This window comes from Paenibacillus sp. FSL H7-0326, assembly GCF_001955535.1.
Taxonomy (GTDB): Bacteria; Bacillota; Bacilli; order Paenibacillales; family Paenibacillaceae; genus Paenibacillus; species Paenibacillus shunpengii.
In genome coordinates, this window is record NZ_MPVN01000006.1 from 75,635 (window position 1) to 96,150 (window position 20,516).

Sequence of the window (20,516 nt, forward strand, 5' to 3'; positions counted from 1 at the left end):
CTATACAAATCTCACTTTATCGCGCATGTATTCAATGGCATTTATGACAATTCACCTGCACATATGTTAGCATAGAGACATGGAATTCTCAGGTGACATTATTTAGCCAGATCATGAAGAGTGAGGTATACAATATGCTTGAAATGGAACGGATTCACCATGTCAGTCTTGCGGTTCGGGATATCGAGCGCGCTCATGCTTTTTATTCGGAAAAGCTGAAGTTTAAGCGGCTGGAGCGTCCCCCTTTTAACTCCACGGGAGTATGGTATGCGATCGGGGAGCATCAGCAGCTGCATTTATTGGAGCATCCTGAAGGAGATACACTGAGAGAGCGTGGAATTGACACGACAGATGGGCATTTTGCAATATGGGTGAAGAGTCATAAGGCCACGATTGAATGGCTGGAGTCTCAGCACATCCCGTACGAAGCGAGACCCGAGAGTGTTGCGGGGTTTGCCCAAATTTTCATTCTGGACCCCGACCACAATATTATTGAATTCGGAGCCCCGTATTCGTCGTAAATGCCGGCACTGAGCCTGCTTCGAGCGATATAAAAAAACGACTACTGCTTATTCGTTAGGATTCGGCCCATCTAAAAATGGACTGAATTCTAAAGAATACGTAGTCGTCCTCGTATATTAAACTTCCGTTTGGAAAATGACCGTGTCACGGGAATAATGATGCTCTCTTCCGTCTTCACTTCTTAACCGCACTTTATCATTGGAGAACATTTCTACAAGACCACGGGCAATTTCGCAATAGACGCCAGCAGAATCCTCCTGCCAAACGGAAACGACGGTTTGAGATAAGGCCGCAGTAAAAAACTCGATGTTTTTTTGCAGCGTTCTGGATTTATTGGAATTCATCGTATCCTCCTTCTTTCGTAAGGTGACAACTACGTTCACGTATAATAGCACTGACGTAAACACTTTACCCTACTCTATTCTCTATTGTAAAGCATCCCGTCAAATTTGGTAGAAACATTCTCATATTTTTTAGTATCTACACATTCAGGAATCGTAATATGGGTCAACCTTGCGGTGATTTTACATTGCGTTTACACAAAGAGTTTACAATAAAAATGGATAACTCTTTAGAAAAAGTGAGTAAGCTCAATCAGGCTTCGAACAATACACTTCATGAGTGAGGGAAGTATGAAAAAGGAGAATTATAATCACGACATGAACCCATATCTGAATCGGGATTTAAGCTGGCTGGAATTCAACAGAAGAGTACTTGAAGAAGCACAAAGCCCGGATACACCCCTGCTGGAACGCGTCCGCTTCCTATCCATTGTAACGACCAACCTGGATGAGTTTATGAGCGTGCGTGTTGCAGAGACCAGAGAGAAGATTAAGGCTGGCTTTACGAAAAAGGACTTTACCGGATATACAGCAACAGGTCTATATCGAAGACTGATGAAACGAACGATGAAAATGGTCAGTGAGCAGTATCGTTCATACCGTGATTTGCTTAGACAACTGAGCAAAAAGGGGATCGTATTTATGGAATATACGGACCTGAATGCAACCCAGCAAAAAGCGATGGAGCAATATTTTCACGATATTGTATTTCCGGTACTGACACCGATGGCTGTAGACTCCAGCAGGCCTTTTCCACTCGTACACCATAAATATGTGTATTTGGCCGTAGTCTTGCGCAAGGAAGAGAGCAAGGAAGCAAATGAACATTATTTTGCGATTGTACAGGTTCCTTCCAATATTCCGCGTGTTATCTCAGTTCCGCTGCGGTCTAATAGCAAGAAGAAATCATTCATACGAATTGAAGAACTGATAAAACATCATATTCAATCTTTGTTCAGCGGGTACATTCCAGAAGCCGTTCATGGCTTTAGACTAACGCGAAATTCGGACTTGTACATCAATGAGGAAGAAGCAGAGGATTTGCTCGAAGAGATTGAAAAAGAGCTGAGAAGACGCAGAAGAGGTGCGCCTGTACGTCTTGAGGTGGAGCAGGGAATTCATCCGTATGCACTTGAATATTTACAGGAAGAATTCTCGATAGGCTCCGATGAAATCTTCGAAATTCAAGGGCCGATGGATCTTGGATTTCTAAGCGGATTTGTGGATCAGCTCGAAGGATATACCCATTTGAAATATCCCGGCATCAAGCCTGTTTATCCAGATATCTTCAATACGGAGGAAAGCCTGTTCCGCATTTTGCGAAGACAGGACGTATTGCTGTACCATCCATATGAGTCTTTTGATGCGGTTACGGATTTTGTAGAAGAGGCATCAGAGGACCCGCAGGTCATGGCAATCAAGATGACCTTATATCGGGTAAATGGAGATTCCAGACTGATTCCGGCACTTGCTCATGCAGCTGAGATGGGCAAGCAGGTGACGGTTGTTGTCGAGCTGAAGGCAAGATTTGATGAAGAGCGAAACATCGCTTGGGCGAGGAAGCTGGAGAAGGCGGGCTGTCATGTTGTATACGGCCTTGTCGGACTGAAGACACATGCCAAGATCATCCTTGTCGTTCGAAAAGAGCAAAATATGCTCAAGAGATACGTCCATGTAGGCACGGGCAACTATAATGCGAGTACAGCACGGGTGTATACAGATATCGGACTCCTCACTTCAGATCCGCAGATCGGTGAGGATGCTTCTGAGGTATTTAACGAAATTACGGGGTATTCCGCAGCTCAGGGCTTGCAGCAGCTTCATATTGCACCAGCTGGACTGAAATCAAGGCTGTTTGAGATGATACGCAGAGAAGCAGAGAATGCAGCTCAGGGTAAACCAGCTCAAATTATCGCCAAGATCAATTCCCTGTCCAACCAGGAGCTGATTGACGAGCTTTACGCTGCTTCACAGGCAGGAGTCAAGATTCAGCTGATCGTTAGAGGTGTATGCTGTCTTCGTCCCGGAATAGAAGGACTCAGCGAGAATATTCAGGTCATCAGTATCGTTGACCGGTTTCTTGAGCATTCACGTATTTTTTATTTTCAGAACCATAAAGACCCAGAGGTCTACTTATCCAGTGCGGATTGGATGACTCGAAATCTAAATCGCCGGATTGAGCTGATGTGTCCAGTACATGATCCACAGCTTAAGCAAACGATTGTCAATATATTGGAATTATCGTTACAAGACAATGTGAAGGCCCGGCTCCTTCTATCGAACGGGAATTATGTTCCTGTTACGAATGATGAGCCGAGCCTGAGAAGTCAATTTGAAGCACTTAAGATCAACACGTGGAAGAAAGAGAAAGAGACCATTTCAAGCTAAGCTTCCAAGCCTTCTCAATATCTTTCTTAACCTCCGCTAGCTCCACCCGTTCCACAGACGGCTCCCTGCTGCAGCTTAACTGCAGGTGCAGGGCGTCGTCTGTTTTTTGCATATCTACCCTGTGGATCGCTTTTCCTCCACTGTACAGAGCTCGGGCGAGTTTAAGAAGGGAGCCGATTTGGTGTGTTTTATCCACATCAGCTGGTGTCAGTATATCCAAATGATCTTGGATTTGCTTTGGCGTACGGTTCTTATGGTAATCACAGATCATTGCAGAGATGACCGTTTCCCGATGACTGAGTCCCCACATGCCTTTGTTCATGAGCCAATACATGGAATGGGAGCTTGCCCGGTGATGATGTACCCGCTCTCCTATTCTGTAAAGCATGGACACAGCATAAATGATGCGCTCATCCTGTGTCTGTCCTTGGCCTATAAGTGTAGTGTGAAGCCGCTTCATTAGGCTGTAGACTTGATCAAGCTCCTCCTGCGGTGCAAGTGAATCAAAGGCAAGAGCATTGTGGACACTCTTGTACAAGACATCCTGATCCATAAACTGAGGGAATTGCCGATGAAGCGGCTCATAGAACAGCCCGTCACGAAGTCCTGCTCCGCTCACAACATAATGGGTAGACCTTAATAGCTCGTAGATCGTCTGCAGCAGGATCACACCAGGAATGATCAGATCGGTTCGATCCTTGGATAAGCCAGGGGTCTTCTTACGCTGATCATATGGAATATATGGAAGTGTGTCATAGAAGGATTGAATTTCTTCCTTGCTTATCATGTAGCCGTGCATAAGCGGAAGGGAATAGGCTTGTCTCTTCTGAACCATTTTTGCCAAGGCACGAACGGTCCCGCCTAGACCGACGAGCGGAAGATTTGGATGCGCGAGCAGCCAGTCCTCATCTTTCAAGGCGGTAAGAATGGAGTGTTTGAATCCTTGCACGGTTTCTGAACGCCAGTAATCGGCTGTGCCATAACGTGCATGAGAATTTACCGCACCGTAGGGGATCGATAGGCTTGCTCGATACTCCCGGTTAAGGAACAGTGTGATCTCTGTGCTTCCTCCTCCGATATCAATGATATATCCGTCCTGAAGAGGAATGGATTCTCGCACACCGAGAAATCCAAGCCGACCTTCGTCCTCACCGGAGATAAGCTCCACGGTAAGTCCGGTCGCCGCTCTAATCCAGGCTGTAATTTCTTCACTATTTGCAGCATTTCGAATGGCTGCAGTCGCAGCTGCCCGAATATGTAAGACATCGTATGCTGAACAGATATCCTGATAGCTCAGCAGAACGGGAATGATTGTATCTATATTTTCTTTGGTGATGGTGCCGTCAGGACTCACTCTTTGACTGAGTCTGGCTGCATATTTTTTCTCATGGAGAACCCTATGCTCTCCCGAATGAAGTACTTCGTATATAACGAGTCGAATCGAGTTCGATCCAATATCAATGATGCCAATTCGATGATTCATGTCAGCAAGCCACTCCTTTTTGTGAGACTCCCAGGTGATTCCTATTCGGATATTGGATTAATACCATCCTATCGCTTATTAGATACATATATACTCGAACGAATCAGTGCCAGGTTATGTATAAAGCCTATGTCTAAATATATGTACTATATTGTAACAGCTTAAACAGACAGCATAAACAAAAAAACCGCTTCTCCAGATAGGAGAAAGCGGTTTTTTTGTAAAACTTGGTTGGTTGATTGCATTACGTAGTAATGAACTCAATGACACTGATGAAAATCCCTGTAAAGATGAGAGAGAATATGATACAGCCGATTCCAAACCCGATGTGTTTCTTGTCACGAATAAATTTAATGCCTGTCACGAAAGTAAGGATCGTTACAGCAACAAGTACGAGAACGATGGCAAAATAAGCGACCCCGTATAGACTTTCAATTAATTGTACCACTTTAATTAGTGCTCCCTTCCAGGGTTATAATCTGCTTGCAATGTTTCTATAAGTTTAACCAAAACAGGCTCTCTACAAAGGCATACATACAAGAGAAGCAAGACTTCCGCCAATATATATGTAGTATATACCACGCTTAAGTTCATCCTGAAATCTTAATAGAGGGGAGAAGGAAGAAAATGAGCTTGACGATCGGAAGTAAGTGGTTAAAAACACAAGTGCTCCTGAGCAATGCCTCTGTTGCTAATCATATCCCAGAAACCTGCTTGTTTACCAAGCAGCATCTGAAAAATATGTTACAAAAATACGGAATGGTATTTGTTAAGCCCGTCCATGGAGGCGGGGGAGCCGGTGTCATTCGTGTCAAGCAAGAGCAGACAGGTTATTCATACACCAAATTGTCGCGCCGACTGACGTTTTCGAATTTTGATCTTATGTATGCCTCGCTTTTGAGAGCAAAGAAGAGAAGAAGCTATCTAATACAACGTGGAATTGAGCTGGCTCAGATCGGAGGCAGACCGATCGATTATCGTGTCAAATTCGTCAAGAAAGAGGCGGGCTGGAAGATCACGGCAATGCTTGGAAGACTAGCACGACCCGGCCTTGTGATAACGAATGTATGCAAGGGAGGAACCCTGATTAAAGGACGGCTGGCGTTACAGCAATCACTTCCCCATATCAGTACTCGGTCAAAGCAGCAGGAGATGCGGAATTTAACACGTGTTTGTACAGCCATCTTAGAAGAAAGGTTCCCGGGAATCGGACAATTGGGCTTTGATTATGGACTTGACCACTCAGGTAAGATCTGGATTCTGGAAGTCAATACAAGACCTCAATAATTGCTCTTTATGGAATGCTGCTTTCTCTTCATTCTATCAAAATTTAATAGTTCTCGAAAAAAAATTTTTGATAAGGTTTTCAGAAGAAATGACCTGTGTATAAATATTATCCACATAATCCACTTGCCAAAAATATAGATTTATCATAATTATTAACAATTTATACACAGGATTTCCACAAGTGGATGTGGATATCAAGAACGCTTGTTCTACTTTTTATTCTCTGATATGATAGCTTTGAGGAATAAATAGGAAAGGTTGTGTCGGACACATGGCTATGCTCTCAGATGAGACGCTGCTCGATTCTTACCATATGGCAATCGAGCTTCAGCTTGATGTCGATTTCATAGCATTATTGTTAGAAGAAATCCACAAACGTAGATTGCATACCGACGTATCTGCCGTTCTGCACTAGAAATCCTCGATTTGTGGACGGTCAGATCCTTCCAGGCACGTACCAAGTATCAGCTGCATATGAGAATTCCGTCAGACAATGAGGACAATGCATCAAGTGTAAGCATTGATTGGCGGCTGCTGGTATCGTTTGAGCGTGGGAAGATGCGACATAGGGACTGTAAGGTCCTGCGTAATCTTCCTGCAGTCCGCAATCTACGGTTTCTTGATGGCAGTTGGGACATAGTAAAACGGGTGCGGAATCTAGACCGTTACATATTGGGCATACATATGACAAAGGGTATCCACTCCTGAGATTAGTTTCAGGAGTAAGATACCCTTTTTTGTTGCAATATTATGCATTTATCGCTTACAGCTTCATATTGCTGCTATGGCCAGGGGACAGCTTCGCGCTTGGGTCCACATAGACCTTGGCGTTATTAACTGCAGTCGGTGCTTCGCCGAATCCAACAGCAATCAGCTTCAGCTTACCTTCATAGGTTGTAATATCACCGGCAGCAAAGATTCCCGGAATACTTGTCTCCATACGTGTGTCAACGACGATGGAGTTGCTGTTAATCTCGATGCCCCACTCGGCAATCGGACCTAAAGAGGAGATGAATCCAAAGTTTACAATGACATCGTCAACTTCAATTTCTTGTGTTTCTTTTGTTTTGACATGAGAGAGCGTTACCTTCGTGATACGGTCTTCACCATGAAGCTCGGTAATCTCTACTGGTGTAACTACATTCACTTTGGAAGCCATAAGATTCTCTACACTGTGCTCATGCGCACGGAATTTATCGCGGCGGTGAATCAGGGTGACCTGCTCTGCAATTGGCTCTAGCATAAGCGCCCAATCTACTGCAGAATCTCCGCCTCCGCTGATGAGCACCTTCTTGCCGGCAAAGCGCTGCAGATCACTTACAAAATAGTGCAGGTTCGTTTGTTCGAATTTGCTCGCTCCTTCAAGATCCAGTCTGCGAGGCTCGAATGCGCCCACACCTGCTGTAATAATAACGGCTTTGGCATGATGAACGTCTTTATCTGTCGTTACGATAAAATGCCGCTCTTCTTTCTTTTCAACAGAAAGTACCTTCTCCTCCAGACGGATATCGGTATCGAAGCGTTTCATTTGCTCCAGCAGATTGCCAACGAGATCGCCAGCCGTAATCTTTGGAAATCCAGCAACATCGTAGATGTATTTCTCCGGATACAAGGCGGCAAGCTGTCCGCCGAGCTGAGGCATGCTTTCGACGATTTTGACCGAAGCCTGGCGCATACCTCCGTAAAATGCAGCAAACATCCCAGCGGGACCGCCGCCGATGATGAGCAAATCAGTTATATCTTGTGTGGAATCTGGGGTCGTCACCTGTAAAACACACCTTTCATGTTTTATTCGAATCAATATCGTCACGGATTCAAATCCCACGAATTTCGATTCATAGACCAATGGGTAAATGGAAGTAATATGTCCATTAGTCCTTCTATTTGATAGTCATTATCAATTATAGACACTACTCTTGCTCGTTGCAAAGAACAATATACAACTTTTCCTATAATTTTCACCCAGAAAACGATTATATTTTCACTTGCTATTTTCGATACGTATCGCTATCATTTTTGTTGCATGAAAAAATAACTTGATTTTTAAAGGTTTTAGGCTTATTTTAAATAGTTTTGCAACCGAATGACATAAGCTGTCGTTTTAATGAATAGGAATTGAATTACACCCTCTTTTTAGCACGTTATGCGAAGGTGGATGTATACAGCTGGCCCATAGCGAACTTGTACGTTTCAGGGGAAGAATGGGCCATAAATATAGAGCGGACTAATAGGATGAAATCGATTCAGTTGTTATGAAGATTTACTTATTATAACCTGATAATATTGACTTTGGTTCCTTCTATAGAAGTTGAAACAATATCGGAGGGGTAAGCGCATGAGCAGCATTCCTAAGATTGTCATCCTTGGCGCAGGCTACGGGGGTATATTGACCGCGCAGCGACTTCAAAAGGAACTGAATTATAACGAAGCAGACGTTACACTCGTAAATCGGCATGACTACCATTATATTACGACACATCTTCATATGCCGGCCGCAGGGACGGACTCGATTGAGCATGCAAGAGTGCCTATTTCTAAATTGATTGATGAATTCAAGATTGATCTTGTGAAATCGGCTGTCAAAGATATTAGGCCGCATGAGAAAAAAGTAATATTGGAAGATGGTACCTTGTCATACGATGTCTTAGTTATTGGTCTCGGAGGTGAACCGGAGACATTCGGAATTCCCGGGATGAGAGAGCACGCTTTGACGATTCGCAGCATTAATTCAGTAAGGCTGATTCGGGAGCATATTGAATATCAATTTGCATGCTATAAAAATGACAGCAAGGCCAGCAGGATGAATTTTGTAGTGGGCGGTGCGGGCTTTAGCGGGGTAGAGTTTGTATCTGAGCTTGCTGACCGTCTTCCACGCCTGTGTAAGGAGTTTGATGTCGATCCAGGGGTTGTACACCTCTATAATGTTGAGGCAGCCCCAACGGCCCTTCCAGGCTTTGATAAAGAGCTGGTCGAATATGCGATGAAGGTGCTGAAGAACAAGGGAGTATCGCTGCGTATAGGTGTTCCTATTAAAGAATGTCTGCCCGAGGGTGTTATTATCGGAGACGGGGAACACATTGAAGCTTCCACGGTCGTATGGACCGGGGGCATCAGGGGCAACAGGCTGGTGGAGCAGGCTGGCTTTGAGGTCACACGAGGACGTGTAGCCGTTGATGAATATTTGCGGGCGCCGGGCTTCGATAACATATTCATCATTGGAGACAGCTCTCTCATTATGAGTGCAGAGGGTCGTCCTTACCCGCCTACAGCGCAGATGGCGATGCAGCAAGGGGTCAATTGTGCTAAGAACATTTCTTTGCTGATCCGTGGCAAATCGCTGGAAAAATTCAGATTTAATCATAAAGGAACGGTAGCTTCACTTGGCAAGGGCGAAGCAATCGCTGTTGTGAACGGGAAGAAATGGAAAGGCTGGAAGGCTGCTCAGCTCAAAAAAGCAGTAGATATCAGATACTTATATAAGATCGGCGGAATCCCGCTCGTCATCCAAAAAGGAAGGTTCTTTTAACTTATGAGACATTGCAGTGTTCAAGTACGCGGGCTGCTCACTAGAGATGAACTCAATCGGTATAATGCACTGATGGAAGTAGGCAGCTATTTGGAAGAACAAGACCGCTATGATCTATCTTATATTGTTCAGAAGGAAGTTGACATTCTTATTCTGCCGGCTATCGAGCGATTGAAGGAGAAGAGCAGGGACCGGGACCGTGCAACGGCAGAGTTCCTGGAGTCACTGAAAAGGCTCGAAGAGGAAGATGAGGATTAAAGCATTGTTACCCAAAAAAGAGGATGTGCTGCAGGTTGATCCGCAGTACATCCTCTTTGTGTAAGCTTACAGCTTCAGCATTGCTTCAAATGACTCCTGTGTCAGAAGGCTTCCTACATAGAAGGAACCAAATTCCCCGTAACGTGCGCTGACTTCATCAAAACGCATTTCATAGACCAGCTTCTTGAATTGAAGAGCATCGTCCGAGAACAGCGTTACTCCCCACTCCCAGTCATCGAAGCCGACAGAGCCCGTAATGATTTGCTTTACTTTGCCCGCATAGCTGCGGCCGATCATACCGTGACTTCTCATCATGGATTTGCGCTCGTCCATCGGCAGCATGTACCAGTTGTCACTGAGATCGCGTTTTTTGTTCATTGGATAGAAGCAAATGTATTGATTCTTCGGAAGTACCGGCTTCAGACGTGCAACAATCTGTGGATTCTGCATCGGATCTTCATCTTTGCCCAGATAGTTGCTAAGCTCAACGACGCTGACATAAGAATAGGATTTCGTCGTAAATTGGGCAAACGTTGTTTTGTTAAATGCATTCTCGATCGCATTCAGATCCTCCAGCGTTTCACGCAGATGCATCATGACAAAGTCCGCTTTTTGACCTACTACAGTATATACGGTAGAGCTTCCTTTGCCGGATTCCTCATCCGCTGCCCAGGCATTCAGAAATTCCTGTAATTCATCTGTGGCAACCGCACGGGTCTCATCGTCAGCAGCACGCCATGCCGCCCAGTTGATCGATCTGAAATCATGAAGGGCATACCAGCCCTCGAGAGTTAAAGCCGCTTCGCTCATCTGTTTATCACTCCTGATTGGAATATTTATTGTAAAAGAATTTTTCATTTGTTGTGAATCAATGTCATAATCCCTTTTATGACATTGATTCTGGTGCATACAGCTTTATTGTATCAAAGCGTAAAGCGGCTGGGCAAATGAAGATCTCATTAAGTGCACCGTTTTAACAAAATGCTCATAATTTGAACAATTGGGCGAAAGCCTGTTCATTTCATTTTTTGAGAACGGTAACACCTGTATTTTTGGAGGCGATCTCATTGCCTGTACCTCTCATTTGAGTTAAACTAATGATTATCTATTATGGGTTTGCATACATGAACTGGCAGAAAGAGGGGGAAGGTGAACGGATGCAGATTTTACCTGTGCTTGTTCTCATGGTTTTATTTTTTGTCATGATGTTTGGGATCGGTTTCATTTTAAATATGCTGATGAAGACAACGTGGTTTCCTTCTTATTTGTTTGTCATCGTGCTGATTCCTGTTGTGATCTTCAGTATGTGGGATCAGGCAAGCATGAGCCTAGGGGCACATCTCGGTACATATCGGCTAGTGGATTATTTAACAGGGATTGCTGGACTTGTAGGTGCCGTGATGAGCGGATGGACCATTAAGAAGCTGAGACTTGGTGGATATCGAATGTTTTAGTAATTAACTGGATACTTATTGAAGGACGCCTCTTTCTGGATGAAGAAAGGGGCTCTTTTGTCATATCAGGGGTTCACTTTTCATAGAGTGATAGAGTACAATAGTAAACCGTGGCTTTCAAAATAGAAGAATGGTCGATTAATGTCGTATAAGATGAAATAGCGGAAAGATTAAGCAGGGAAATTGGCTATTTTTGAAGATTTAAGCGGCCGCCTTTTATGATAGAATAGAGAAACATTATTATTCGGAAGAAGGAGAAATGAGCGATGCGCATGAAGAACATGCTGCACTTTACCGAGAATCATCGATACTGCGTTTTCCGCGAGTTTGGACTTAGCAGCCTGGACGAACGGATGCTCAGCTCCGCATATCAGCCCATGGCGGGGGCCTTTGCGATCAGCTTGTACAGGCTGTTATTCCAGCATGTCAGAGCAGATCAAATCGGCTACTCCACAATGGAGCAGCAGCGCAAGCTGTTCCTGGCGCTGGGACTTGAACCCAGTGATAAAGGACGCAAGTATTTGATGGAGCAAACCTCCAAGCTTGAAGCCGTAGGGCTGCTTCAGACTTCCCGAGTTTATATACCTGAGACAGATGAATATACCTATGAGTATGAGCTGTATCCTCCCTTGTCTCCCGGTGAATTTTTCCGGACCCAGCATCTGACGCTGCTGCTGAGAGATAAGATTGGCAAGTTCGCAGTCCTTGCACTGAGATCGCAGATTTGGACTGAAGATGCTGAGGAAGCAGGATTACCATCAGCGAACAAGGAGAATATCTCTGTCCCGTTTTACGATATATTTGAGCTGAATACGCATGTCATTGATTATGAGCTTGAGCAGGCATTATCCGAAATGTCGAGTGCTAGATCTGAAGCAAGTATGCCGGCTGTGCCTGAGAATGACCAGCTGAACTATGCGGATATTATTTTGCGCTTCCCGCGTGAATCTGCCAATCGGCGTTATGTCGAGCAGCTCCGATTTGAACCGGATCAGCTTGGCCTTGTGAATTATGTTGTGCACAAATATGACCTGGGGATTCAGGATGTGTGCCGATTGCTAGATGAGGACGACGTATTTAACACCCGTGGGGAGATTATACTGGATCGTCTGCAGGAGCTGGCCAGCAGCATGTTCAGGCAAGGGAAGAAGCGGAAAGAAGAGAGATCCATCCATGCGGCTAAGGTGGTTAGCATGCGCCAGGCACTTGAGAGCAAGCAGCCAGACGAGCCTCCAGTCGAGCATGGGGTAGAGATGGAATATTATTTGGAAGTACCTCCTCAATTCTCTTCTAAATGTGATATACATCAGTACAATATGATGCTGCGTAACGAACCCTATTTGCGTTTACTGCAAACCTTTTTCCCAGGTTCGGTTCCCGACAATCTTATTGACATATTCGAAAAGGTAGACCTCAGCTATAAGCTTCCGGGCGAAGTCATTAATGTATTGATTCATTATCTAATGACCTTGCTGGTGTCCGGGAGTGAACAGCGTATTAATCGTAATTTTGTGGAAGCCATTGCTTCCAATATGCTGCTTAAGCAGGTCAATACTTATGAAAAAGCAGTACAGTATATTCGTGACCAGTCGAAGGTCAAAGGCAGCAAGGATAAAACGAACGAGAAGGCTCAACGACCTGGGCGCACGAGAGGCTATGCATCACAGCAGGCAAAACTTAAGCCGGACATTCCTATTGTTCAAGATACAGGAGACGGGGCTTCGGTTACTGAAGAGGAGCTTGAAGAGATGATTCGTTTTGCCGAGGAAATGCAGGCGAAGAAATCACTCCGTTAACCAAGAAATGAATTTCAGCATATATATTCTAAATCAAGAAAGGAGGGCATTAACCAAGGATGGGACCGCTAGGACAAATATTACAGCAGATGAATCCGTCGTTTCGTCAACAGTCTCATGCCATTGCGGACAAGCTGAAGGCTGATCCTTCCGTTCGCCGGTTCTTGGAAGAGAACCCTGAGGTCGATGACACCCGGTTTATGCTCTCATTATCCAAGTTTTTTCAGTATGCCAAAGACAGCAGTAATTGTGCGAACTGCCCAGGTCTTGCGAATTGTCCGAATGACTTCGAAGGACATTATTCGAAATTGTCCGTGGAGCATTTTAACGGAGAGCCTGAAATTATAGATAAAAAAACCCCCTGCAACCTGCAGCTTGCAGCGATGCACAAGAAAAAGGTCAAGGAGCGGATTCAGAGCTTCTATGTGGATGAACGTGCTCTGAGCGAGGGGTATAATGTTGCCGAAATTTTAAGAAAAGATCTGCAGCGGGCCCCTGCCGTGAACCAGGTGTTCCGTTACGTCAATGAAGCGAAGCAGAACGGGCTTTCACCGCATGGATTGTATCTCGAAGGCTCTTTTGGAACAGGAAAGACATTCCTTATGGGATATTTGCTGCATGAGCTGGCGCTTGAAGGGTTCACTGGCGTCATTGTGTATATGCCTGACTTTGTAGAGGATCTGAAATCCATGTTTCAAGATGGGCAGAAGCTGAAGGAAACGACAGAAATGCTTAAGAACTGCGATCTGCTCATATTTGATGACATCGGTGCAGAGAACTTAAGCCCTTGGGTACGAGATCATGTACTGGGTTCAATTCTGAACTATCGGATGAACCGCAAGCCGACGTTCTATACTTCAAATTATAATCTGGACAGCCTGGAACAGCATCTGAGCTTTACGAGCAAGGACGGGGAAGAACGGCATAAGGGGCAACGCTTAATGGACCGAATTCGTCCTTTTGTAGACGTGGTTCCTGTACGTGGAGACAATCAGCGTGGAAAACAACGGTAACGTTATGGAGCTGATGAAATCATAAATATCGGGCACAATAAACAAAGCCTGATCATCCCGTCACAGCGGGCGAATCAGACTTTGGCTTGGGTCATGCGGCTTTCGACTTGAAAGCCTACGCCATCAGGAACTTAATGATCACCATTCCAAAAAAGATAACGGTCATCAGCACGAACATGCCGACGAATCCGCCAATGAGATCGAAGAGATCGTTACGCGGTTCTTCGTTCACATGGGACCTTGGATCGTACGGTCTCACAATGTTTGGTTCCATGATGCTGCCCTCCTCTGTTTACGTACTAAAACAATATAAGTATACCCACTATAGGAAGCACTTGTAAAGATTTCGTGAATACGGAAACATTTGTAAAGAATTCGCGAAATATATGCATATGCATGTATTTCCTTACGGGAGTCGTTGTGCTATAATGAACTCAATCGTTTACCAGAACGATATGAAGTTTAATAATAACTACGCAGTATATATAAGGAGGACATAATTCATGGCTATTGTTAATGTATCCGATCAATCCTTTAACACTGAGGTTGAAGGCACAGGTACGGTTCTTGTAGATTTCTGGGCGCCTTGGTGCGGTCCTTGTAAAATGCTTGCTCCTATTCTAGAAGAGCTTGCTGGTGAAGTAGGCGATGATGTAAAGATCGCTAAAGTAAACGTGGATGAGAACCCTGAATCGGCTTCCCGTTTCGGTGTAATGAGCATTCCTACACTGATCCTGTTCAAAGACGGTCAGCCTGTTGATAAAGTGGTTGGTTTGAACTCTAAGGAAAACCTGAAAAATCTGATTTCCAAGCACTAATCGGCTTAAGAAATGAAGATGATAACGCCTCCGGCATTGCAGCCTGGGGCGTTTTTTCATGGTTTTTGCGGTTGTGATGAAGAATACAGGATAGGATAGCACTTGATCGTACGAAGAAAGAAGTTATACTATAACATAGGGAACATGCATTCGTTGTTTGATCCCTTTTTCAGACCTTTTTACTTTTTAAGACTTCCATATACCGTTTATATATAGATCTAATAATACAGTTTGTCAGGGAGGGGGAACGAAGGAAGATGGAATCACATCTGAGCCATATTCATGAACAGGAGAAGGCGCTGGAGCAGATCAGACACAAGCTGGCGCTGCTGCCCGATCTGCCTGGCTGTTATCTGATGAAGAATGATCAGGGGAAGATCATCTACGTCGGGAAAGCGAAGGTGCTGAAGAATCGGGTGCGCTCCTATTTTACGGGAAGCCATAACGGGAAGACGCAGCGGCTTGTTGCGGATATCCGTGATTTTGAATACATCGTTACGAGCAGTAACAAAGAGGCGCTTCTGCTGGAGCTGAATCTAATCAAGAAGCATCAGCCGCGTTACAATGTACTGCTTAAGGATGACAAGACCTTTCCCTATTTGAAAATAACGAATGAGCGACATCCGAAGCTGGAGGTCACTCGCCGGGTGCTGAAGGACAAGGCAAAGTATTTCGGTCCATATCCGAACTCCTATGCAGCCCATCAGACGAAAAAGCTTCTGGACCGAATGTATCCGCTGCGCAAATGCGGAGTCATGCCGAAGGAAGTATGCTTGTACTATCATATGGGTCAATGCTTGGCACCTTGTGTCAAAGAGATTGGCAAAGAGACCTATGAAGGGATTAGCACAGAGATTGCTTCCTTCCTAAGCGGAGGTCACGAGGAGATCAAGAAGGATCTCCAGAAGAAGATGGAGGAGGCGGCAGAGGATCTATACTTTGAACGGGCTAAGGAGCTGCGCGATCAGATCATTGCGATTGATGCCCTGATGGAGAAGCAGAAGATCACGACCGCTGATACCAAGGACCGGGATGTATTCGGTTTTGCGATAGACAAAGGCTGGATGAGTGTACAAATTCTTTATATACGGCAGGGCAAAATGATCGAGCGTCATTCCACTTCTTTTCCTTTTTACGGAGATGCGTATGCGGACTTCATATCTTTTGTAACCCAGTATTACAGTGATAATCCGGCATTGCCGAAGGAAATACTTCTCCCTATGCTGCCTGAGGAAGAGAACATGCAGCTTCAGCAGACTCAGGAAGCAGACGAAGCGCATGAGCAGGCACAAGCTTATAGTTTAGAGGAGAATGAGCAGGAGGAGGAGACCGTTCCAATTCCTGACGAGACGGCATCAGGTGATCAAGAGTCGAGCGGAATTGATGATCCCGTCAGTGCAGCAGCACTGCTTCAAGAATGGCTGGATATCAAGGTGCTCATTCCTAAGCGGGGCTTGAAGCGTCAAATGGTCTCCATGGCCACGGAGAATGCGAAGGTATCTCTCGATGAGAAATTCCGTTTGATTGAGCGGACAGAGGAGCGCACTTCAAAGGCCGCGCAGCGTTTGGGAGAAGCGCTTGGACTATCCTCTCTTCGCCGTATTGAAGCCTTCGATAACTCCAATATTCAAGGAGCAAATCCAGTATCTGCGATGGTCGTATTTATTGACGGTAAGGCAGAGAAAAAAGAGTATCGCAAGTACAAGATTCGATCTGTTAAAGGGCCGGATGATTATGAAACGATGCGTGAAGTCATTCGCCGCAGGTATGAGCGTGTGCTCAAAGAGAATTTGACCCAGCCCGATCTGATCATCGTCGATGGGGGGCGTGGTCAGATATCCTCAGCGCTGGATGTTCTTCACAATGAACTGGGGTTGTATATTCCCGTGTGCGGGCTCGTGAAGGATGCGAAGCATAAAACGTCGCAGCTTATGATTGGAGATTCGTTCGAAGTTATTCAGCTGCCTCGGGACAGTCAGGAGTTCTACCTGCTTCAGCGTATTCAGGAGGAGGTTCACCGCTTCGCCATCACATTCCACCGTGAGCAGCGCGGTAAATCGATGGTTGTATCCCGTCTGGATGCCATACCGGGTATTGGCGAGAAACGACGCAAGATGCTGCTTAAGCATTTCGGATCTCTGCGCAAAATTAAAGAGGCCAGCATTGAAGACTTCCGGCCTCTATCCATTGGCGATAAGCTCGCCCAAACTATTATTGACTCTCTTCAGGATGAGGAGCCGTAAATATCGGCTTCTCTTTTTTTGTTCCCGAATGAAAACGGTAGATGACGTAACCCACGATGGCAGGAAGCACCATCCAGAATACTCCGGCAGCTACATTTACGGCATCCTGCATGGCGAGCAAGCTGATACCCATGAGAATGCTGTTAAAGATGACATGGCTGAATACAGCAGTGACGAAGCCATATTTGATCATAATGAAGCTGAATACAAGGCCGATAATCGTGAGTTCAATCGGTCTTGTGATGACAGGATAGATCGGATACAGCGTATGACCGAATGCCCAGATGAGAGACGTAATCACTGCGGCCAAGACCGTGCTTCGTACCATCTTCTTGAAGATTCGGATACCGAACAAACGGTAAACGGCTTCTTCCCCAATGCCGGCCATCCAGGCAAGGATAGGCATAAGCCACGGATAGACCATGTTATAAGGGGACTGGCTGGCATCTGTTGTAGACCATACGCCGAGTCCTTTTTCAAGCACGAAGAAGATGACGGACTGCAATCCAAGTAGTATAAATGCCCATAGGTAACCCGAATACATGCTGTGAAGCACATAGCGGCCATATCCAGGCTCCTTGGCCCGTCCCCATAGATTGTAGCCGTCCTTCCGCCAGAGCCCGTTCCCAGCAACCAGAGAGAAGTATACAAGAGCGGTCATCGCCAGTGTAAATAACGTTTGGATTCCAAACAAGATGACAAGCATAAGGGTAGAATAACCTTCCGCCTGGAATGTTGGCAGCAAGTTGATCGTACCGATCATGGAGAATAGGAAATACAGAATGGATAACCAGATTCCTCTTTTAAATGAGGTATAGGCTCTTGTCAGTACACTGTACACGATAGCGAGTACACCAAGCAGCAAGGTGAATAATCCATAGCCTGCAAGCGTCATTAGGTTGGCTCTGGACGTTTCCTTCTCTACATATGCTGTGTGATCGGCAGGTACAGAGAACTCGGGTTCGAATGATCGAATATCGTCATTTTCAAAAGTGAAATGAAGCTTCAGCGTACTTTCTCCGAGCTCCTTACTGTGATCTGCATAGACCAGACCGGGATCTGCTTCGGTCGTTTCAAGCTCTAGTGCGCTTACGTCATAGCCCAATTCGGATAGAACAGGGACAGCAAGACTCACTTTATCTTCCAGTGAAATTCCGCCTTCGGATAACCGAAGCAATGCGGCTCTTCCTTCCGATTCAGGCACCAGTTCATTCGTCGTATAATCGGAATCAGGCAATTCCCGGATATAGGATACAGGCTTCGCGGTATTCATGTGAATATCTACATTTAGATAGCCTCCTGAGTCTTGATCGGGGAGTCTTACCCGATATACATCATACGGATATTGTTGCTCAAATTCTTTGTCGTACTGCTCAAGCAGCTTCTGATTAGCCAGATAGCCGTATAATTCGGAACGTGACTGGTATGTAACTAATACATCCTCAAACATAATTTTATCGTTTATCCCGAGTTCACGCTCGGCATATTGAACCGCAGCTTGGTATGCTTCCTCTTTGCTGATTACCTTTGCTGTCTGCTGTTCAGTAGATTGCATTGACGTTCCCGGCAATATCTGGAAAATAAAAAACAAGATCAGGCCGATGGCCGCGAGCACCCCGAGCAAGCTGTAGTTCGGTTTGAGCACTAAAGGCTGCCCTGGTCGATTCAATGTCATTCCTCCATTCTTACTTGAGATTGTTCAGCTTACAGTAAAGATAGCATATGCCGCTGTCTCAAAGCCAATGAATAGAGCAAATCCTTGAGAAAGCGGTTTACAAGCATGAAAATGTCCAATAATGTTTCATAATATGTTGACTTTAAAGAAGTATATTCATTTTTGCACTTTTTTAGTGAAATTAAGATGTTTTTGATTTTGTCACGCTTTCCTGAAAGTCTTATAATCGTGGTTGAACTTCAAATGAGAAGCAATTAACCGAATCCTAAAGTGAAAACAGGGGAACCAATACAATAGTGCCTGGACTTTAAGGGCAGGTTGGTTCTTTTTTGATGATAGGAATATAAAACGAGGTGAACCCGTGCTTAACGAGCAGCACCGTCTTTTTAAATTGAATCCACCGCAGATTTTGGTGCTTGGCTTTGCCGGCATTATCCTGATGGGCACCCTTCTCTTAATGCTGCCTGTATCGAGCGTGAACGGAGTAAGTGTAGGGTTCATTGATGCGCTGTTTACAGCGACATCGGCTACATGTGTGACCGGACTTGTCATACTGGACACCGGATATGACTTTTCTGTATTTGGCCAAGTCGTCATTATGTTTTTGATCCAAATCGGCGGTCTGGGATTTATGACCATGGCCACCTTGATTGCCATCGTATTCAGGCGGCGGATTTCGCTGCGGGAAAGACTGATCCTGCAGGAAGCGTTCAACCAGAGTTCGATTGAAGGCATTGTTAAGCTGGTCCGTAAAGTATTGTTCTACTCATTGACGATTGAAGCAGTAGGGGCTGTTTTGTTTGCGCTTAGATGGTCTTTTGATATGAGTATCGGCAAGGCAGTATATTTTGGCGTATTCCACGCAATATCCTTGTTTAACAACGCAGGCTTTGATATCTTTGGTGAGTATCGGAGTCTGACGCTGTATGTGGATGACCCGTTCATCAACATCATCGCGATGGTATTGATTGTTTCAGGTGGTCTTGGCTTCGTCGTTCTCTCCGATGTACTGGAGCTTCGAAAAAGAAAAAAACGCATCCTGTCACTGCATTCCAAAGTAGTATTGTCGATCACAGGCTTTCTGATTGTCTTCGGTGCTATCGTTATATTTATCTTGGAATTTAGCAACGCGAAGACTTTGGTCGGACTGGATGCCGGAGGAAAAGTACTAGCTTCCTTCTTTCAATCTGTCACATCGAGGACGGCAGGCGCGAATTCGCTTGATATCGCGGGCTTACGCCAGGCAACCCAGTTTTTTATCATTCTGCTGATGTTTATCGGGGCTTCTCCGGGATCGACTGGGGGCGGGATCAAGACTACGACATTTGCCATTCTTGTCGGTGCCGTGCTATCCATGGTACGAGGCCGGGATGATGTCGTCATATTCCGCTACCGTTTGGCTCAGGAACGAATTATTAAGGCCCTGACCATTACAATGATTTCGCTGCTCCTGGTGGTGGGTGTAACAATGATTTTATCGACTACGGAAGATGCACGCTTTCTTATGATCTTGTTTGAGACAACATCGGCATTTGCAACGGTAGGGCTGTCCATGGGGCTTACACCTGAGCTGACGACCATTGGCAAGCTGCTGATCTGCCTGACGATGTTTGCAGGTCGTCTTGGGCCGATAACGCTCGCTTATGCGCTCAATCGAAAGAGCAAGGAATTGTATAGACATCCAGAAGGCAAGATTATTATTGGCTAAAGAG

The 20,516-nt window shown here is 45.3% G+C and carries 19 protein-coding genes; 12 read left to right on the forward strand and 7 right to left on the reverse strand.

Annotated features, from left to right (window positions below; all coding sequences use genetic code 11):
- The first annotated feature begins 134 nt into the window (after positions 1-134).
- Positions 135-521, forward strand: a complete 387-nt coding sequence (locus tag BK126_RS23965) for a VOC family protein (RefSeq protein WP_076315162.1) — start codon at positions 135-137, stop codon at positions 519-521.
- Between the two features lie 117 nt (positions 522-638).
- Here the strand turns inward: BK126_RS23965 and BK126_RS23970 are convergent, their stop codons facing one another.
- Complete coding sequence (locus BK126_RS23970; RefSeq protein WP_076315029.1) at positions 639-866, reverse strand: hypothetical protein; 228 nt, start codon at positions 864-866, stop codon at positions 639-641.
- A 288-nt stretch (positions 867-1,154) separates the two neighbouring features.
- Between BK126_RS23970 and ppk1 the strand changes: the two genes are divergently transcribed.
- Complete coding sequence (ppk1, locus tag BK126_RS23975) at positions 1,155-3,251, forward strand: polyphosphate kinase 1 (RefSeq protein WP_143757791.1); 2,097 nt, start codon at positions 1,155-1,157, stop codon at positions 3,249-3,251.
- On the opposite strand, the gene BK126_RS23980 is transcribed toward ppk1, so the two are convergent.
- Complete coding sequence (locus BK126_RS23980; RefSeq protein ID WP_076315031.1) at positions 3,211-4,734, reverse strand: Ppx/GppA phosphatase family protein; 1,524 nt, start codon at positions 4,732-4,734, stop codon at positions 3,211-3,213. The two genes, ppk1 and BK126_RS23980, sit on opposite strands and share 41 nt — an antisense overlap.
- 244 nt (positions 4,735-4,978) lie before the next feature.
- A complete protein-coding gene (locus BK126_RS23985) occupies positions 4,979-5,182 on the reverse strand; it encodes a hypothetical protein (RefSeq protein ID WP_076315032.1) in 204 nt (67 codons plus the stop codon).
- Positions 5,183-5,361: 179 nt separating this feature from the next.
- Here BK126_RS23985 and BK126_RS23990 point away from each other — a divergent pair, with 179 nt between their 5' ends.
- Both BK126_RS23990 and sda read left to right on the forward strand, forming a co-directional pair.
- Positions 5,362-6,021 (forward strand): YheC/YheD family protein, encoded by a 660-nt coding sequence (locus BK126_RS23990; protein WP_076315033.1) that lies wholly within the window; start codon positions 5,362-5,364, stop codon positions 6,019-6,021.
- A gap of 271 nt (positions 6,022-6,292) precedes the next feature.
- A complete protein-coding gene (sda, locus tag BK126_RS23995) occupies positions 6,293-6,436 on the forward strand; it encodes a sporulation histidine kinase inhibitor Sda (RefSeq protein ID WP_090726845.1) in 144 nt (47 codons plus the stop codon).
- Positions 6,437-6,784: 348 nt separating this feature from the next.
- Here the strand turns inward: sda and BK126_RS24005 are convergent, their stop codons facing one another.
- On the reverse strand, positions 6,785-7,786 hold the full coding sequence (locus tag BK126_RS24005; RefSeq protein ID WP_076315035.1) for an NAD(P)/FAD-dependent oxidoreductase: 1,002 nt from the start codon (positions 7,784-7,786) through the stop codon (positions 6,785-6,787).
- A 570-nt stretch (positions 7,787-8,356) separates the two neighbouring features.
- Here BK126_RS24005 and BK126_RS24010 point away from each other — a divergent pair.
- Positions 8,357-9,547 (forward strand): NAD(P)/FAD-dependent oxidoreductase, encoded by a 1,191-nt coding sequence (locus BK126_RS24010; RefSeq protein ID WP_076315036.1) that lies wholly within the window; start codon positions 8,357-8,359, stop codon positions 9,545-9,547.
- A 3-nt stretch (positions 9,548-9,550) separates the two neighbouring features.
- Positions 9,551-9,805, forward strand: a complete 255-nt coding sequence (locus BK126_RS24015) for a hypothetical protein (protein WP_076315037.1) — start codon at positions 9,551-9,553, stop codon at positions 9,803-9,805.
- Between the two features lie 66 nt (positions 9,806-9,871).
- On the opposite strand, the gene hemQ is transcribed toward BK126_RS24015, so the two are convergent.
- Positions 9,872-10,615 carry a hydrogen peroxide-dependent heme synthase gene (gene hemQ / locus BK126_RS24020; protein WP_076315038.1) on the reverse strand — a complete coding sequence of 248 codons (744 nt, stop codon included), beginning with the start codon at positions 10,613-10,615 and terminating at the stop codon, positions 9,872-9,874.
- 314 nt (positions 10,616-10,929) lie between these two features.
- On the opposite strand from hemQ, the gene BK126_RS24025 reads away from it, so the two are divergent.
- The 3 genes from BK126_RS24025 (at position 10,930) to dnaI (ending at position 14,068) form a co-directional block, all read left to right on the forward strand.
- Entirely contained in the window at positions 10,930-11,259 is a 330-nt protein-coding gene (locus BK126_RS24025) for a YuiB family protein (protein ID WP_371264608.1), read from the forward strand.
- A 266-nt stretch (positions 11,260-11,525) separates the two neighbouring features.
- Positions 11,526-13,055 (forward strand): replication initiation and membrane attachment family protein, encoded by a 1,530-nt coding sequence (locus tag BK126_RS24030; RefSeq protein WP_076315039.1) that lies wholly within the window; start codon positions 11,526-11,528, stop codon positions 13,053-13,055.
- Between the two features lie 59 nt (positions 13,056-13,114).
- Positions 13,115-14,068, forward strand: coding sequence for a primosomal protein DnaI (gene dnaI / locus BK126_RS24035; RefSeq protein WP_076315040.1), 954 nt, complete (start codon positions 13,115-13,117; stop codon positions 14,066-14,068).
- 115 nt (positions 14,069-14,183) lie between these two features.
- Here dnaI and BK126_RS29200 read toward each other — a convergent pair whose 3' ends face one another.
- The gene (locus BK126_RS29200; protein ID WP_090726846.1) at positions 14,184-14,342 is read right to left on the reverse strand and encodes a YqzM family protein; all 159 of its coding nucleotides are present in this window, start codon (positions 14,340-14,342) and stop codon (positions 14,184-14,186) included.
- A gap of 229 nt (positions 14,343-14,571) precedes the next feature.
- On the opposite strand from BK126_RS29200, the gene trxA reads away from it, so the two are divergent.
- Positions 14,572-14,886 (forward strand): thioredoxin, encoded by a 315-nt coding sequence (gene trxA, locus BK126_RS24040; RefSeq protein WP_047913576.1) that lies wholly within the window; start codon positions 14,572-14,574, stop codon positions 14,884-14,886.
- A gap of 257 nt (positions 14,887-15,143) precedes the next feature.
- Positions 15,144-17,129, forward strand: coding sequence for an excinuclease ABC subunit UvrC (uvrC, locus tag BK126_RS24045; protein WP_076315041.1), 1,986 nt, complete (start codon positions 15,144-15,146; stop codon positions 17,127-17,129).
- On the opposite strand, the gene BK126_RS24050 is transcribed toward uvrC, so the two are convergent.
- The gene (locus BK126_RS24050; protein ID WP_076315042.1) at positions 17,098-18,798 is read right to left on the reverse strand and encodes a CPBP family intramembrane glutamic endopeptidase; all 1,701 of its coding nucleotides are present in this window, start codon (positions 18,796-18,798) and stop codon (positions 17,098-17,100) included. The two genes, uvrC and BK126_RS24050, sit on opposite strands and share 32 nt — an antisense overlap.
- Before the next feature lie 367 nt (positions 18,799-19,165).
- Between BK126_RS24050 and BK126_RS24055 the strand changes: the two genes are divergently transcribed.
- Positions 19,166-20,512: a TrkH family potassium uptake protein gene (locus BK126_RS24055; RefSeq protein WP_076315043.1), complete on the forward strand. Its 1,347-nt coding sequence runs from the start codon at positions 19,166-19,168 to the stop codon at positions 20,510-20,512.
- Positions 20,513-20,516: the final 4 nt, after the last annotated feature.

Excerpts from the sequence above, each read along its gene's own strand:
- uvrC (WP_076315041.1), top strand. The coding sequence starts at position 15,144 with ATGGAATCACATCTGAGCCATATTCATGAACAGGAGAAGGCGCTGGAG.
- trxA (WP_047913576.1), top strand. The coding sequence starts at position 14,572 with ATGGCTATTGTTAATGTATCCGATCAATCCTTTAACACTGAGGTTGAA.
- BK126_RS23990 (WP_076315033.1), top strand. The coding sequence starts at position 5,362 with ATGAGCTTGACGATCGGAAGTAAGTGGTTAAAAACACAAGTGCTCCTG.
- BK126_RS23965 (WP_076315162.1), top strand. The coding sequence starts at position 135 with ATGCTTGAAATGGAACGGATTCACCATGTCAGTCTTGCGGTTCGGGAT.
- BK126_RS23970 (WP_076315029.1), bottom strand. The coding sequence starts at position 866 with ATGAATTCCAATAAATCCAGAACGCTGCAAAAAAACATCGAGTTTTTT.
- sda (WP_090726845.1), top strand. The coding sequence starts at position 6,293 with ATGGCTATGCTCTCAGATGAGACGCTGCTCGATTCTTACCATATGGCA.
- hemQ (WP_076315038.1), bottom strand. The coding sequence starts at position 10,615 with ATGAGCGAAGCGGCTTTAACTCTCGAGGGCTGGTATGCCCTTCATGAT.
- ppk1 (WP_143757791.1), top strand. The coding sequence starts at position 1,155 with ATGAAAAAGGAGAATTATAATCACGACATGAACCCATATCTGAATCGG.
- BK126_RS24015 (WP_076315037.1), top strand. The coding sequence starts at position 9,551 with ATGAGACATTGCAGTGTTCAAGTACGCGGGCTGCTCACTAGAGATGAA.
- dnaI (WP_076315040.1), top strand. The coding sequence starts at position 13,115 with ATGGGACCGCTAGGACAAATATTACAGCAGATGAATCCGTCGTTTCGT.
- BK126_RS24025 (WP_371264608.1), top strand. The coding sequence starts at position 10,930 with ATGAACTGGCAGAAAGAGGGGGAAGGTGAACGGATGCAGATTTTACCT.
- BK126_RS23980 (WP_076315031.1), bottom strand. The coding sequence starts at position 4,734 with ATGAATCATCGAATTGGCATCATTGATATTGGATCGAACTCGATTCGA.
- BK126_RS24030 (WP_076315039.1), top strand. The coding sequence starts at position 11,526 with ATGCGCATGAAGAACATGCTGCACTTTACCGAGAATCATCGATACTGC.
- BK126_RS29200 (WP_090726846.1), bottom strand. The coding sequence starts at position 14,342 with ATGGAACCAAACATTGTGAGACCGTACGATCCAAGGTCCCATGTGAAC.
- BK126_RS24010 (WP_076315036.1), top strand. The coding sequence starts at position 8,357 with ATGAGCAGCATTCCTAAGATTGTCATCCTTGGCGCAGGCTACGGGGGT.